Origin of the sequence: Pedobacter gandavensis, assembly GCF_032678465.1 — a bacterium.
In the GTDB taxonomy this organism is placed as follows: domain Bacteria; phylum Bacteroidota; class Bacteroidia; order Sphingobacteriales; family Sphingobacteriaceae; genus Pedobacter; species Pedobacter gandavensis_B.
Window position 1 is genome coordinate 102,856 of record NZ_JAVTSK010000014.1, and the last position, 16,273, is coordinate 119,128.

Genomic DNA, 16,273 nt, shown 5'->3' on the forward strand with positions numbered 1-16,273 from the left:
TACTAATAATTAGAATTCAATGATTTGAGCAGTCCCAGGTAATATTTTTAAATATAGTGATTGCGAGGTGTTTTCTACTTTATGTTTAGACAATAAATCTTTAGCATTTTTAATTTCTTCGTTTTTCAAAACACTATCAGGAATTTCAAGATTTCTTTCCAATACTTTATTGCGGTCGAAGTTGGCCACAATCAGTAATCGCTGGCCTTTGGTATACCGCAGAAAAGCATACACTCGGTTCTCATTAAGTGGAATTTCCAAAATCTCGCCTTTGGTAATTGCCTCGGAATTGGCCGAGATCTGCATTAAGTCCTTGTAAAAATGCCTAAGTTCCTGCTGTTTTGAATCTAATAAGGCAGCATCGAAAGCGCCATTGTTCATCCATTTTTGATGTTCAGGTACACCCCAGTAATCAAAAATAGTGGTACGGTTGTCTTCTTTTCCGAAACCTTCAAGTCCTTTTCCAGGCTCTCCTACTTCCTGTCCGAAATATAGCATCACCGGACCTGCAGACAAGGTCGCAGAAACGACCATTGCAGGAATACCATGAATTGCATCACCTGCAAACCCAGCAGATGCAATTCGTTCTTCATCATGATTCTCTAAAAAGCTCAACATATGGTTTCCAAAACCAGCCGTTTGTACTTGCCATACTTTCGACACCTCCTGTACATTCGCCTCAGGCTCATTTCTGATCAGCTTTTTTAAGCCATCATATAAGCCAACTTTATCATACAAGTAATCAAAATGACCTTTAGTCAGATAGGTATGATAAACAGCAGGATTGTAAGCTTCACCAATAAAAATCAGTTCTGGGTACTCTTTTTTCAATTCAGGAATCACCCACTCCCAAAATGCTACAGGTACCATCTCTGCCATATCACAACGAAAACCATCAACTCCCTTTCCCGCCCAATAGCTTAGAATGGCTTTCATTTTCAACCAGACACCTGGGCTTGGGTTAAAATATTCCTTTTCGCCATTGCCATAATCCAGACCGTAGTTTAGCTTAACAGTTTCGTACCAATCGTCTTTTGATGGCGCTGCTGAAAATACATTATTCCCGGTCGCTTTAGCCGGACTTTCCTTAAACTTTCCGTCTTCTAAAGCTGTTAAAGGATTTACCTCTTCCTGCTTTGGCGGAACCACAAAGTCTTTTCCCGGAACATAATAGTAATCATTATCCGGACTAAAACTTTTAGTCTGGTCGTCATCTGCTCCAAAGTCCTTTACTCCTTTCGGCTTTACTAAAGAATGGTAGGAACGTGCCACATGATTGGGTACAAAATCAATGATGACTTTCATTCCTTTATCATGCGTTCTCTTAATTAAAGCTTCAAACTCCTGCATCCGATGATTTACATTCAACGCCAAATCAGGATCTACATCATAGTAATCTCTGATGGCATAAGGAGATCCCGCAAGACCTTTTACGACATCTGCATCATCCGCAGGAATTCCAAAAGCAGTATAATCAGTCAGGCTGGCATGGGCTATAACCCCGGTATACCAGACATGACTTACACTCAGGTCCTTGATCCCATCTAATGCCTTATCATTGATATCTGCGAACTTCCCTACCCCATTCTGTTGGATACTGCCATAAGGAATATTCTGGCTTTGCTTATTCCCAAATAATCTGGGCACTAATTGATAGATAATAGGTTTACTTTGAGCCATACCCTGACTTGAAAATCCGACAAACGTACATCCAGTTAAAATGGTTCCGAGGACCAGCCCTCTTTTACTACTACTCCATTGTATCATACCAATGAGCCTTTATATGCAATCGCTTTTTCACCCGGAGGGATAGCATAAAACTGTTCAAAAACCCTCAGTTCTAAACTCTCCGAACTATGATTTCTAATGATAAGTTCCGATTCATTGATCTGAACCTTTAATTGTATGCCTCTAAAACCGATGGTAAAAGAAAAAGCAGCCCAATTTTTCGGTAGGAAAGGCTGGAAAGATAATTTTCCATCACGCACACGCATTCCAGCAAAGCCTTCTACCACACTCATCCAGGTACCAGCCATCGAAGTGATGTGCAACCCATCTTCTGTATCATTATTATAATCGTCTAAATCCAGACGCGCGGTGCGTAAGTAAAATTCATAAGCTTTTTCTTCATCATTTAGCTTTGCTGCCAGGATGCTATGTACACAGGGTGATAAGGAGCTTTCATGAACTGTTCTACTCTCGTAAAAGTTGAAGTTTCTTCTCAATGTTTCCAGGTCAAACTCTTCTTCAAAGAAGTACATTCCTTGTAATACATCTGCCTGTTTGATATAGCAGGAACGTAAAATACGGTCCCAGCTCCATTTTTGATTCAATGGCCGTTGATCTGCAGGCAAATCTTTTACAAGAATCTGCTCTTTATCCATAAAACCATCCTGCTGCAGGAATACCTGCTCCCCTTCATGATAAGGATAGTACATCTGACTGGCCACAGCAGTCCAGTCATTAAACTCAATTGATTCCTCAAGTTTTGTTTTCTCCAGAATTTTCAAATATTGCTCCGGAGCCTGCACTTTTAATTGCCCGGAAACCTCCATTGTATAGGTTAAACACCATGCTGCTAATTTATTGGTGTACCAATTGTTATTGATATTGTTTTCATATTCGTTTGGTCCCGTGACGCCAAGCATGACAAACTTGTTTTTTTCTGCGCTCCAGTTTACCCTTTGTTTCCAGAATCTGGCAATACCGATCAGCACCTCCAGGCCATATGTTGCCAGATAGCCATCATCTCCTGTATAACGAACATAATTGAAAATCGCGAAAGCAATGGCACCATTTCTATGGATCTCCTCGAAAGTAATTTCCCATTCATTGTGGCATTCTTCTCCATTCATGGTCACCATCGGATATAATGCTGCACCATTATTAAAGCCTAATTTAGCCGCATTTTCTATCGCCCGATCCAGGTGTTTGTAACGATAAACCAACAAGTTTTTGGCCACTTCCTGAGGAGCAACAGAAAGGTAAAAAGGAATGCAGTAGGCTTCAGTATCCCAATAGGTAGAACCTCCATATTTTTCACCTGTGAAACCTTTAGGGCCAATATTTAAACGGGCATCCTTCCCGGTGTAGGTCTGATTCAGTTGAAAAATATTGAATCTGATGGCTTGCTGCGCAGACACATCACCTTCAATCACAATGTCTCCCTCTTCCCATTTCTGAGCCCATGCCATTGCTTGTTCTTTTTTCAATTGTTCAAAACCCTTCTCCGCGGCATTCAACATTGATTCTTTTGCAGCATTCAATAAATCGGATTTATCATAATTCAATGAAGACACATTGGCAACAATCTTATATAAATCGATGCTTTCATTTTGACTCAAGGTAAATGAAGCATTTTGAGCCAGGTATTTTGCTTTTGCAATAGGACTCAATTCCTGTAGCTGTTCATTTTTGAAGATACTGGTCCTGCTCGCGGTACACACTTCAAATTCTGTCTTTTTGGTTCTTAGGACCAGATAATCTGTATTTGACTCCTGTTGTTGTGCCACCTCTTCCCAGAATTTCTCATCATAATTTGAGTCCTGATTTTTCACATCTCCATCAATAAATGACGTGATGCACATTTGAGCCTGAAAATTAAGCGCAGTCAGTCGATAATGCAATGCGGCTACCTCATCATCTACAATGCTACAAAAGCGAACAGATGTTACCTTCAGTAATTTACCGCTTTTCAATCGGGCTGTAAAACTGCGACTCAGTGTTCCTTCTTTCATGTTCAGCACCCGTTTAAAATCGGATACTTCTGCAGTATTCAGGTCCAATGTTTCTCCATCAATCTGGATATGAATTCCGATCCAATTCGTGGCATTCAATACTTTAGCAAAATATTCCGGATAACCGTTCTTCCACCAACCTACCCGGGTTTTATCCGGATAATATACGCCTGCCACATAATTGCCTTGCAAAGTTTCTCCTGTATAATCTTCTTCAAAATTGGCGCGTTGCCCCATTCTGCCATTCCCGATACTGAATAAACTTTCTGATATTTTATTTAGCTGAGGATCAAAACCTTCCTCAACAATGTTCCATTCGTCTGCTTTTATATAATTTTTCATAGTATATGCTACGCTGTTATTCCGGAGGTTGATGTAACCGGAATACGTTATATTCTGTTCTTCCTTTTTAATCGGGGTTTCTTCTTTACTTTATGACAGATCACTGATCCTATTCCAGAATTACTCCATCATTTTAGCTGAATGATCAACTGAGCAAGCCCAGATTTTTCATCCATTGATGGATTAGTCCGCTGTTATTTAAGTGAATCTCAAGGCTTCAATCTCTCTTAATGTAATTTGAGAAAGGTCTTTAACCACAACCTTTGCAGCAGCTAAGTTTTCCGGCTTCCCAATACCTACTACCATCATTTTGGCAGCAAGAGCAGCTTCAATACCTGCTACTGCATCCTCAAATACTACACAGTTTTCATTTTCAGCATTTAATAATTCGGCGGCCTTCAAAAAAACTTCAGGATCTGGTTTAGAGCTGCTCACTGAATTTCCGTCTACAATCGCATCAAAGAAATGAGCCAACTCAGTCCGCTCCAGAATAAGGGCAGAATTTTTACTGGCAGAACCAAGTGCAATTTTGATTCCCTCAGCTTTCAAAGCGGTTAACAGCTCCAATGAGCCTGGTAATACTTCCTTTACTGTCATTTTTTGAATCATAGCCACATATTGCTCATTCTTTTTTGCGGCTAATTTTTCCTTCTCTTCGGATGATTTTTCAATCCCAGCCCATTGAAGAATCATATCTAAGGATCGCATTCTGTTCACGCCCTTCAGTTGTTCATTCTGTGCCTCTGTAAAATCAAAGCCCATGGAATTGGCCAGTGATTTCCAGGCCTGATAATGATAAACAGCGGTATCTACCAATACGCCATCCAGATCGAAAATACAAGCGATAGGTGCTGTAGTCTGTTGCATTTATATTGTATTAATTTAATTCTAACACCATTGTGGTCTTTGCAGGCACAGCAATGGTTTTTAAGGAGTTGATTTTTTCTTTTGTGATCACATTTATAGCGGAACTGGCCTGACTCATCCTTTCCTCAAACCTTGAGGTTTCCAGACTTTTCGCCTGATCGTCCATGTTCAGGATCACCATCACAGTTTTAGCCCCTTCAGGCAGGTACCTGAAATAAGTATAAATCCCATTTTCCGGTACATACTGCATCATTTTTCCATTATGCAAAGCAGGACTGTTTTTTCGGTAATTGGCTAGATTTCGAACAAAGTTCCAGGCTTCATTCTCTTGCCCTGTACGTCCTGCGGCGCTGAACTTATCTGTTTGATCTGCTGGCCAGCCACCAGGAAAGTCGGAACGCACCAAACCATCAGGATCAGAATAATTCTTCATTAAGATCTCTGTTCCATAATACATTTGTGGAATTCCTCTAAGCGTAAGCAGTAAAGCCATTCCAGACTTATACTTATCAATGTCTTCTTTCACCATGGAAAAGAACCTGCTCATGTCGTGATTGTCCAAAAAAATCACATTACGATCGGCATTCTGGTATAGAAAATCCTGTGCAATGGTCGTATACAATCTGAATACCCCATCTGTCCAGCCTGATTTCCCATTCAAAGCTTCATAAATCGCATTTTTAAGTACCGCATCGGTTACACCTGGCAATTCTGTATCAAAACCTCTGCTTACCGTATTTCCACCAGTAAAGAAAGCTTGCGCAGCTGCTGAATTCACTAAGGTCTCGCCAAAAATGGAGAGTGTTGGAAACTCTGCTTTTATCTTGATCGACCAGTCTCTCATATAGTCTGGATCGTTATATGGATAAGTATCTAATCTCAGTCCGTCGATACCTGCATCTTCAATCCACCAGATGTGGTTTTGGGTCAGGTAATTCTGTACATAAGGATTTCTTTGGTTAAGGTCAGGCATACTAGGTACAAACCATCCGTCCAGCATTTTCTTTTGATCTGCTTTTGATGCATGAGGATCCATTACCGGTTCATCGCGGTAGCTGGTCTGTGTATAAACCGGCCATTGATTCAGCCAGCTTTTCATTGGCATATCTTTATAAAACCAATGCCCCGTTCCCACATGGTTGTGTACAATATCTTTCACTACTTTCATTCCTTTCTCATGTACTTTATCTACAAATGATCTATACAATTCCAGGTTTCCATAGCGTGGATCTATTTTATAGTGATCCGTTGCAGCATAGCCATGATAAGAGGCTTTTGCCATATCATTTTCAATTTCAGGTGTCATCCAAATAGCGGTAACACCCAGGTCATTCAGGTAATCTAATTTGTTGATCAGTCCTTGTAAATCTCCCCCATGGCGGTAATACATCGAATCTCTATTCAGTTTTGTTTCCTGCATTCCTTTGACCACATCATTCTTCGGGTCGCCATTAGAAAAGCGATCTGGCATCAGGAGGTAGATCAAATCCTTACTGGTAACTCCTTGTATCCGATTCGCATGAGTTGATCTGTTCTTTAGCTCATAGTTATATTGCAATAATTTCTTCCCTCTTTTGGTAAACACAATAGGGAATTTTCCCGCAGCTGCGGATTCGGAAATCTCAAGATCCAAAAACAGGTAATTGGGATTTTCCACTTTGTTAACAGCCAAAAGTTTTACCCCTGGGTAGTTCATTGTTACCTCAAGATCGGCGATACGATCTCCATGAACCAGCAATTGAAGCTTAGGATTTTTCATTCCTACCCACCAGTTCATTGGTTCTATTCGTTCCAATTTTTGAGCAATAGCAGTTCCGGAAATACTCAGAAGGAGTAAAAGAAGGATTTTTTTCATAAGCAAAAGATTGAGCTAAGGATCAGTTTTTTGAAAGAACAGGTAGTCTTTTAGGGAGTAAAACCTAGCGGACTACCTGCCTGGGAATTAATTTTTAACGAGTGTATATTTCAAATTGGGAATATCAAAGGTAACGGTGTAGTTTCCTGCTTCTGAAACTGTAATATTTCCACCATTAAATACAAGACCACCACCGCTTCCACCATAATTGGCATCATAAGCATGATTCTTTCTGAATTTCATCTCTCCGGCCAACAGATTGGCTGTAACTTTCCAGGTACCTTTTCCATCATTGATAAATTTCATATCAATATCACTACCCCAACCCAGTGGAGTCGCACTACCGGTCATAGACCATTGATCTGCATCTACAATACTGAATGTTTTCGTATTCAGGTCTACTGTCACCCGTTGAAGTCCGGCTTTTGGAGCAGCTAAGTTACCCGCATTCCCTGCGCTACTTAGTGCAGCATCAATAACACCATAAGCCAGATCCCAATTCTTTCTAGGGGTAATTTTAAACTCCAGCTGAGCTGCTGGAAATGAAATAATTCCAGAATATTTACCATCACTTTCGGGCGAAGCCAAACTATCAGCTGTAGCAGGCGACCAGCCTTGATACGCTCCCGGCGCATAAACCCATGAAGTGGCAAGGTAAGGAACTGCTGTTAAGGTCAACACATTCGAATAAGTAATGGCATTGGCTGCTGGCGCAGATTTCAACCTTACTTCCAGTTCTGCTGGAAGCTCTGCCTTTAATCCAAGTCCCAGTAGGATCGCATTCATTGCTGCTACAGTTGGTGCATAACTATTGGTAGCCACAACCACCTCTTTAGGATTGGCAAAATTCTTGCCTTTCACATCCATCTGAATGGTGGTCACCACCGGAACTACCGTTCCTGTCACTACAGGAGCAGGAAAAGTTAAGGTTACCGCCGTATTTGCTGCTGCGGCCAATGATAAATTGAGGCTGGCTGTATTCGCAGTAAGTGTACCTGCCGGGCTCACATTTGCCACCAGTTGTTTTTCATCCTTTTTACAGGACCATAAGCCTATGGCCACTAAAGCAAAGGAAATCGATTTTATAATGTTTGATTTCATATCAAATTCTTTCTTAAGATTAGTAACCTTTATTCTGAACCAGATTGGTATTGGCAATCATATCTGCCGTTGGCAATGGGTATAAATTACGCGTTGCATCGACTCCGGCACCTGCTTTAACGCCACCTTTAAATGGCCATAGATAGCTCGCTGAGCTGAACTTATTGTAACGGATCAAATCTGTACGACGGAAACCTTCCCAATACAATTCTCTACCACGCTCATCCAGGAAGAAGTCTACCGTTAAAGCCGATACATTTCCCGAAGCATCGCCATAAGCACGCTGACGCAAATTATTTACATAAGCTAATGCCTGATCAGCAGTACCACCTGAACCTCCACGGGTTACAGCTTCAGCATAAATCAGGTATTGTTCAGCCAGTCGGAACAATGCAAAATCCAAAGAGCTGAATTTTCCTTCAATAGAAGGTGCTGCCACATTTTTAGAATCGATATTTTTAAATTTCACTACTCTTAGACCATCAGTAAAAGTATTGACATCATCATTTTCCAGTTTTGTACCAAAAAACAAGGCTCTTTTATCGGTAGCTCCGCTGTAATCTGCAAACAATTTCGGAAGGTTAATGCGGCTGCGATTACCACCCCATCCACCGGTTGGCACACCAAAGGAAGCAGGGTTCATATCTCCATTAATTGCGGCATTGATCAGGTAAGTAGTTCCACCGTCATTTTGCGTATGCAATCCATCATAATTGATCGTTAGAATGTTTTCTTTGCTGGTGATGCGGTTATCTGTCAGAAACAGATTTTTATAATCAGCTGACAAACTATAACCACCCTTAATGACCTTACTTGAATAAGTGATCGCATCTGTATATCTGGCTGTACCGGTATACACTTCTGCATTCAGGTATAATCTGGCTAACAAGGACCAATCGGCTCCCTTGTCGGCACGGCCATATTCATTGGCCATTGGTTCAGCCAATTCTCCTTCTATCGCTTTCAGTTCAGATTCAACATATTTAAACAGATCTGCTCTTTGAATTTGTTTAGGGGCAATTTTTCCAATCTGATCATTCTCTGTTACGAAAGGAGGATTTCCATAACCATCTAACAATACCCAGTATTGGAAAGCACGTAGAAAACGGGCTTCTGCACGATAACGCTGAATATCCATTGCATCCTGCCCAGTGATTTTACGACCAGCTAATTTTTCAGGTGTACTCTCCCTCAGGAAATCATTACATACAGTAATCTGATAAATACTTCTTGAATACAAACCACGGATAAACATATTGTCAGCAGTCCAGGTCATTTGATTCATATCTGGAATTCCGGTATCATTCCAACCACAGATGGCTTCATCTGTCGGTAATTCCTGTGACATCCAGAATAACCTCAGGAAATCAGTAAAACCCGGATTTAATCCGCCTATATCACTTTCTCCTGTCGCACCGGTTGGATGCGTCAATGCATAACTGGCATACAATTTAGCCAATTCACTTTTATACCCTGCAGGTGTGGCATACACCTGATCCGCTACTAAATCATTAGTAGGTCGTAAGTTCAAGCTGTCTTTTTTACATGAGCTGATAAAGACCAGTAAAATGCCTGATATGGTAAATATTTTAAATAAATTTCTCATCCTGATTAAAATTAAAAGCCAACATTTAAGCCCAGTGTATAAGTTCTTGGTCTTGGGTAAAGGTTATAATCGATACCCGACGAAATTTCCGGATCCAATCCTTTATACTTGGTCCATACAAAGACATTCTGAACATTTGCTGATACACGAAGTCTGGTGTTTCCTCTTCTGGAGATCTTTCCTGCATCAAATGCCAATCCTGCATTGTCCATTTTCAGGAAGGAAGCATTCTTTACATAATAGTCGCTCAGGTATTGGTTATTGGTAAAATTGGTTTGGTAGATATCGGAATTGGCATTATTGATCAGGCCACTCGGACTTAGGATATTACTTCTTACCCCAAAGTTTGAAGAAACGTTATCGTAGATATAATTGCCAATATTCGCTCTCATTACCGTGCTTAAAGTCCATTTCTTATAGCTGAAAGCACTATTGAAACCGAAAGTAAATTTCGGATCCGGAGAATGATAGAAGTATTGATCTTTATCATTGATTACACCATTTCCATCAAGATCTGCATACACACCTTCCAAAGGCATCCCACTTTCATTATAGATTTGTTTCTTCACATAGAAAGAACCTGGTACCTGATTGATTGCATTGTATTTAATATTGATTCCAGTACCACCGGTGATTCCACCAGCATCAATAATGAAGTTCGGGTCAGGGTTCAGAGAAAGATTGGTCACCTCTCTTTTGTTATAAGCCATATTGATGCCTAAATCCCAGTTGGTGTGCTCCGACTCGATCAGGGCCACATTGATGCTGGCCTCTAAACCACGAACATCCATATTCCCTACGTTTGTCAACAAACGGTTATTGTAATTCGTTCCTGAAGAAATATCTACGGTGGATAAAAGGTCTTTTGTTTTTTTGTAGTATACATCTACACTACCATAAACCCTGCCTTTAAAGAATCCGTAGTCTAATCCCGCATTATAGGAAGTCGTTGTTTCCCATTTCAAATCAGGCTCATAAGCTGCCGGGGTATAATAATCGTAAAAAGTATCACCCAATTGATATTGTCCCTGGTTGTTATTTCTAAAGTATTTAGACATGTAGTTATAATTCCCGATTCCGTCTTTATTTCCGGTTTCTCCATAACTCAATCTGAATTTCAGATCAGAAAACACCTTACTATCCTTCATAAAATCTTCTCCGATTGCTCTCCAGGTAAAACCTACAGAAGGGAAATATCCCCAACGATTGCTTTCCGAGAACCTGGAAGAACCATCTGCACGCATCGTAGCAGAAAGAATATAATTATCAGCATAGGTATAAATTAAACGTCCATAGTAAGAAAGTAATTTCTCTCTTTCCACATTGAAGGGTACAACAGGTTTCACAATGATGCTCGTTCCATCTGCTTTATAATCCGCAAAATTGTGAGTAGTGGTTGAGTTATCATAATAACCGTAACCTGCAGTTGCGTCGATTCTACTTTTTATACTGGTGATATCTTTCGCATAATTAAAATAGAACTCTGATATTTTATTGTTTTGGGTGGCTAAAGACTGACCTTGGAAACCAGCTGTTGAAGCATTTTGTGCGGCATATGCAGGTACAAAGATTCTTCCCGATCCTTTAGAAACGTCGTATCCAAGATTTAAATTCGCATGTAATTCCGGAAGGAAGTGGAAGGAATAATCAAATCTTGCATTTCCGAAACTTCTTTCTGTTTTACCCATATTGTTGCGAAGACGGGCCAGTGCAACCGGATTACGTGGTGCATTCGGATTAGGTACAGCACCTTTGATCCATTCAAAATAGTCGCCAAACTGATTGTCGGCATAAACCGGTTGTGTCGGGTCAAACTGAATGGCCGCAGCTCTTGCTCCTTCATTTGCAAACCTTGCTTCGGTTAAGGAACCTTTCAAGCTCAGGTCAATTTTCAAATGATCCTTAAATAATCTTGGAGCAATATTGAAAGTACCGGTTGCACGTTCAAATTTATCTGTGATTAACAAACCTTGTTTGTCCAGATAACCTGCAGAAACACGGTAAGGTACATTCTTGAAAATACCTCCGATGCTTAGCGTATTATCCGTAGAAAAGGCATTTCTATAGATTTCATCCTGCCAGTCGGTATTGGCATTTCCCAATAAGGCTTTGTAAGTATGTGCAGGATTATCATCGTAGCTCTTGTTACCGTACTGGTTTACATAAGCACGAATCTGATCTGCAGAAAGTACATCTACTGTCTTGGCAATGGTTTCATAAGAGTTATTGGTATTGAAATTAATCTCAGGCGCTATGGAAGCACCTTTTTTGGTGGTGATTAAAACAACGCCATTTGAAGCTCTGGAACCGTAGATGGCAGTTGCGTTTGCATCTTTCAGAATAGTGAAGGTCTCAATATCATTTGGGTTGATCAATGCAAGAGGGCTTGGTGCATTTCCAATGGTGTTTCCACTAAATGGCACTCCATCAATCACCACTAATGGATCATTACTGGCATTCAGTGATGCTCCACCGCGAATACGAATCGTACTACCTCCACCCGGCTGGCCTCCATTGGACACTATATTTACCCCGGCTACTTTACCCTGGATCAATTGATCTGGTGAAGTAATGGCACCTTTTTGAAAATCTTTAGCGCTCACCGTAGCAATGGATCCTGTTAAATCCTTCTTTTGTTGCGTACCATAACCAATCACCACCACCTCATTCAAATTCTGGGCATCTGGTTTAAGGGATAAGTTTAAAACGGTACTACCTGAAATCGTTACTTCCTGACTTAAGGAAGTATAGCCAATATAGCTAGCGATAACCGTAGTTGCTCCATTCGGCAATCCACTGAGGCGGTATTTTCCGGAAGCATCCGTAGTGGTACTTTTGTTGATACTTTTGATTTGAATAGATGCACCAGGAAGAGGCAATCCGGTCTCATCTAAAACTGTTCCAGTTAATGAACTGGTTTGCGCCTGGGCTGTCAATGTTACGAAAACAATCAACAACAATAAACAAGGCTTCAGCAGGTAAAATACTTTCATATTTATAGCTCGTTTTTAGGGTAAATATTTGGTTAGTGTTGGGTGCTTAAAATGCTCTTGGTAAATAAGCAAAGCGCAGTTCATAAATCAAAATATTATATGTTATTTTTTTTTAACGCCATATTTTATACTTGAAAACCTAAAAAACAAGAGGATAAATTTGTTTTTATATTTTTGAAAATCTAAGAGATAAAATCATTATCAACTAATTATCAGCACGTTGCAGACAAAAAATCCCTAACAAAGTGTAATTTTTACACTTTGCTGCTTTTTCAGCACTTTTCGGGAACGATACCGGGAACGTTCCCGGTGTTCAGGACACCTTTTTGCAACCTTGTGGAAAATCACAGGTCAAATTCTGCGTAAAATCACAAAACCTTGAAAATTTCTTTAAAAAAACACTTGTATTTTGGGCTCAAAAAAACAGGGATTCCGAGCGAAAAAAAAGCAGCTAAAAAACCGCTTATTTTCGGACTGGAAATAAGGGAATTTATCTGGCACGATATTAATCTATAACAGAGATTTTAACTACGTTCCGTAGACCTTCTTTTGATCAGTTTAGAATTGAGTATAACTTTTTGATTTGGATTCACTTCTTCTGGTTCTTCCAGCATTTTAAACAAAAGATTAGCGGCCTCGATTCCGATCTTGGTAGCGGGCTGAGTAACCGTAGTTAAAGAGGGATTCAATAATGGGGCAATCTCCAGACTGGAGAAACCGATGACCATCAGTTCATCAGGTATAGAAATCTTCAGGTCATAACAGGCATAATAGGTTGCAAAAGCCAACCTTTCTACGGAGGTAAAAACCCCATCAGGTTTAATGTCTAATAATAAACGTTTTAAAATCAAGGAATTCTTCGCATAACTATTGGTGCAATCAACCACCAGGCGATCATCAAAAGGAATCTCATATTTAGCTAAAGCATCAATATAACCCTGCATTCTGAATTTACCGATGGATAGATTTTTATTAATCACCAGATACGCAATCTTTCTACATCCCTGTTTGATCAGGTGTTCTGTCGCAGAAAAACTGCTATCATAATCATTTGTAATCACACGAGGAGAAATGATATCTTCATACACACGATCAAAAAACACCAAAGGCAGGCGTTTCTGACTCAGTTCATTCAAATAGGTATGGTCATTAGCTTCTCCGGAAACCGACATAATGATCCCCTCAGCCCTCCCATTGTGTAAATGCCGGATAAAAGAAACTTCTTTTTCATAATCATCATCAGTTGCATAAATCAAAATATGATATCCCTTAGCCCTGGCAATTTTTTCAATTCCATTGATGGCCTGTGAGAAAAAGTTATTCGCCAGCTCCGGAACGATCACCGCAATTGTTTTACTTTTCTGCTCCCTCAGGTTACTCGCATAATGGTTGGGCTGATAGTTTAATTCCTTTGCCTTTGCCAGAATCTTTTCCTTCGTTTCCTTGCTGATGTCGCTATTGTCTCTGAATGCCCTGGAGACCGTTGAAGTAGATAAATTCAGTGCTTTCGCTAATTGCTTGATATTGATGCTCTCCATCTATTGCCAATAATGGTTGATATGTAACCATTAATTCAGGGTAAATATAGATGAAAATCTAAACTGCTGGTATTTTCGTAACTAAATAATAATATAGGAAAGCAACAGGTCCATATTAATTATACTACATTAGCTAAAATTACAGCGGGGGAAAGCCATACATTCAGTACGGACAAAAACAATTTATGGCGAGAAAGATCAAGTTTACGAATACCAATAAATCAACATTTTACGCAACAGTCCGAAAAAGAGTGGATGCCTATTTTACAGCAAAGCACAGCAGCACTTATGCCAATCCGGCAATGTGGTTCAAAGTCTTTTTCTTTCTTACAGGGATCACCAGTATTTATTTACTGTTGTTACTGGGTAATTTCAGTACGCCAGCCATGCTGCTCCTGGCTATCCTTTTAGGAATGTTTGGTGCCTTCGTTGGTTTTAATGTCTGTCATGATGCCATTCATAAAGCATTATCCCCAAATCCAACAGTAAACAAAATCTTCAGCTTTATTTTTAACCTGATTGGCGCCAGTCCATATGTATGGAACATCTGCCATAATATTGTACATCACACCTATACGAATATATCGGGTCATGACGAAGACATCGATGTGGCACCAGGTTTAATACGATTTTCTACCACTGAAACAGTCAACAGGGTCCAGCAATACCAGCATTTTTATGCTTTTGCCCTGTATAGTCTGGCAATGCTTTCCTGGGTATTCAGAAAAGATTACAAGAAATTTTTCCAGAAGAAGATCGGTGAGCATGTATTGAATCATCCTAAAATAGAATACTTTAAACTGTTTTTTTATAAAGCTATATATTACTTCCTGTTTATTGTACTGCCTTTAATGGTGATGAACATTACCTACTGGCAATTTATCATTGGCTTTTTGCTGATGCAATTCTCACAAGGATTGGTGTTAGGCTTGGTATTCCAACTCGCACATGTAGTAGAAGCTACAGAATTCCCTTTACCTAATGAAGCGGGTAATATCGAGGAAGCCTGGGCTGCACATCAATTACAAACTACTGCAAACTTTGCAGTGAACAGTTCAGTAGCAGCTTTTTTATGTGGAGGATTAAACCGACAGGTCGAACATCATTTGTTTCCTAAGATCTGTCACATTCATTATCCGGCGATCAGTAAAATTGTAAAAGAAACCGCATTGGAATACGGCTTACCTTACAATGAATGTCCGACTTTCCTGGATGCGTTGAAATCTCATTATAAGATGTTAAAGAAGCTTGGAAAAGAGACCTATAAAAACGACAGGCATGTCAATAGGGTTAGCGTCACCTTTCCAGAACCAGTGTTCCTGGCTGCCAAACCGCTTCCTTATCGCAATTAAAATAATTCGCTCCAATTTATACAGTACCAAAAAATCCAGGAATTGGGAATCACAAAAAAGCGCATTATCTTTTCGAAATTCCGAATAGGATGTATCGGTCTATATTGTTACGACAGCAGATGACAATTGAATACAACTAATTTATTTCAGGTAATTTCCTTCCTTTAGCACTTTCGCCCATACCTGATATCCTGCATCATTCAAGTGTAATCCATCATAGCTTAGGCTTTCTTTCAGCCCCCCATTCTCATCTACAAAATGAGGGTACAGATCAATCACTTTAACATGCCTGGCAGTCATCTTTTTCATTTCTGAATTGACCCAATTGATGTGTGATGCTTTTCCCTTATGTCTTAGAAAACTTGTGCTCTGGTTTACTGGTAATATAGTAAAGAAGTATATTTTAGAAGAGGATCCCTTTTTGATGCGCTTCACCATGCTTTTATAATTCTCCAGCACCAGGGAATCAGGAATCTCTCTGGAGATGTCGTTGGTTCCAATCAGGATAAATATCTTGCGGGGCTTCGCATCAATAATTTCCTGTAAACGATTCAGAATACCAAAGGTGATGTCGCCGGAAATCCCTCTATTGATTGCAGTTGGCATATCCAGTAATTTTGCCCAATTGGTGCCAGCAGTAATACTATTTCCTAAAAAGACCACATCATCTTTAGAAATCGGATCCGTTTTAAACTTTTCTAACCGTTCTAAGTAACCTTTAGATTTATAGGCCGTATCATATTTTAGAGATTGTGCCTTGCTCGGACTGGCTGATAAAAAGAAGATCAGGCAAATAAAGAAGGGAAATGTTTTTTTCATATCCCTACTAAACTACGAATTGCCTGATCTTTTTAAAAATGAGAATCCTTAAAATAAGCAGCC

Annotated in this window: 10 protein-coding genes; 1 reads left to right on the forward strand and 9 read right to left on the reverse strand. The window is 39.9% G+C overall.

Annotated elements, in window-relative coordinates; all coding sequences use genetic code 11:
- Positions 1–9: 9 nt before the first annotated feature.
- The 8 genes from R2Q94_RS20715 to R2Q94_RS20750 all read right to left on the reverse strand — a co-directional run bounded on the left by R2Q94_RS20715 (position 10) and on the right by R2Q94_RS20750 (position 14,039).
- Positions 10–1,767: an alpha-amylase family glycosyl hydrolase gene (locus R2Q94_RS20715; protein WP_316823382.1), complete on the reverse strand. Its 1,758-nt coding sequence runs from the start codon at positions 1,765–1,767 to the stop codon at positions 10–12.
- The gene (locus R2Q94_RS20720) at positions 1,764–4,079 is read right to left on the reverse strand and encodes a glycoside hydrolase family 65 protein (protein ID WP_316823383.1); all 2,316 of its coding nucleotides are present in this window, start codon (positions 4,077–4,079) and stop codon (positions 1,764–1,766) included. Before R2Q94_RS20720 ends, R2Q94_RS20715 begins: the two co-directional genes overlap by 4 nt.
- Positions 4,080–4,277: 198 nt before the next feature.
- Positions 4,278–4,946, reverse strand: a complete 669-nt coding sequence (gene pgmB, locus R2Q94_RS20725; RefSeq protein WP_316823384.1) for a beta-phosphoglucomutase — start codon at positions 4,944–4,946, stop codon at positions 4,278–4,280.
- A 10-nt stretch (positions 4,947–4,956) separates the two neighbouring features.
- A complete protein-coding gene (locus R2Q94_RS20730; RefSeq protein ID WP_316823385.1) occupies positions 4,957–6,801 on the reverse strand; it encodes a glycoside hydrolase family 13 protein in 1,845 nt (614 codons plus the stop codon).
- Positions 6,802–6,888: 87 nt separating this feature from the next.
- Positions 6,889–7,902, reverse strand: a complete 1,014-nt coding sequence (locus tag R2Q94_RS20735; RefSeq protein ID WP_316823386.1) for a SusE domain-containing protein — start codon at positions 7,900–7,902, stop codon at positions 6,889–6,891.
- 19 nt (positions 7,903–7,921) lie between these two features.
- On the reverse strand, positions 7,922–9,508 hold the full coding sequence (locus R2Q94_RS20740; RefSeq protein ID WP_316823387.1) for a RagB/SusD family nutrient uptake outer membrane protein: 1,587 nt from the start codon (positions 9,506–9,508) through the stop codon (positions 7,922–7,924).
- 11 nt (positions 9,509–9,519) lie between these two features.
- Positions 9,520–12,501, reverse strand: a complete 2,982-nt coding sequence (locus R2Q94_RS20745; protein WP_316823388.1) for a TonB-dependent receptor — start codon at positions 12,499–12,501, stop codon at positions 9,520–9,522.
- 524 nt (positions 12,502–13,025) lie between these two features.
- Positions 13,026–14,039, reverse strand: a complete 1,014-nt coding sequence (locus R2Q94_RS20750) for a LacI family DNA-binding transcriptional regulator (RefSeq protein WP_316823389.1) — start codon at positions 14,037–14,039, stop codon at positions 13,026–13,028.
- A gap of 185 nt (positions 14,040–14,224) precedes the next feature.
- Here R2Q94_RS20750 and R2Q94_RS20755 point away from each other — a divergent pair, with 185 nt between their 5' ends.
- The gene (locus R2Q94_RS20755) at positions 14,225–15,391 is read left to right on the forward strand and encodes an acyl-CoA desaturase (RefSeq protein ID WP_316823390.1); all 1,167 of its coding nucleotides are present in this window, start codon (positions 14,225–14,227) and stop codon (positions 15,389–15,391) included.
- A gap of 141 nt (positions 15,392–15,532) precedes the next feature.
- Here R2Q94_RS20755 and R2Q94_RS20760 read toward each other — a convergent pair whose 3' ends face one another.
- On the reverse strand, positions 15,533–16,210 hold the full coding sequence (locus R2Q94_RS20760; RefSeq protein ID WP_316823391.1) for a GDSL-type esterase/lipase family protein: 678 nt from the start codon (positions 16,208–16,210) through the stop codon (positions 15,533–15,535).
- Between the last annotated feature and the right edge of the window lie 63 nt (positions 16,211–16,273).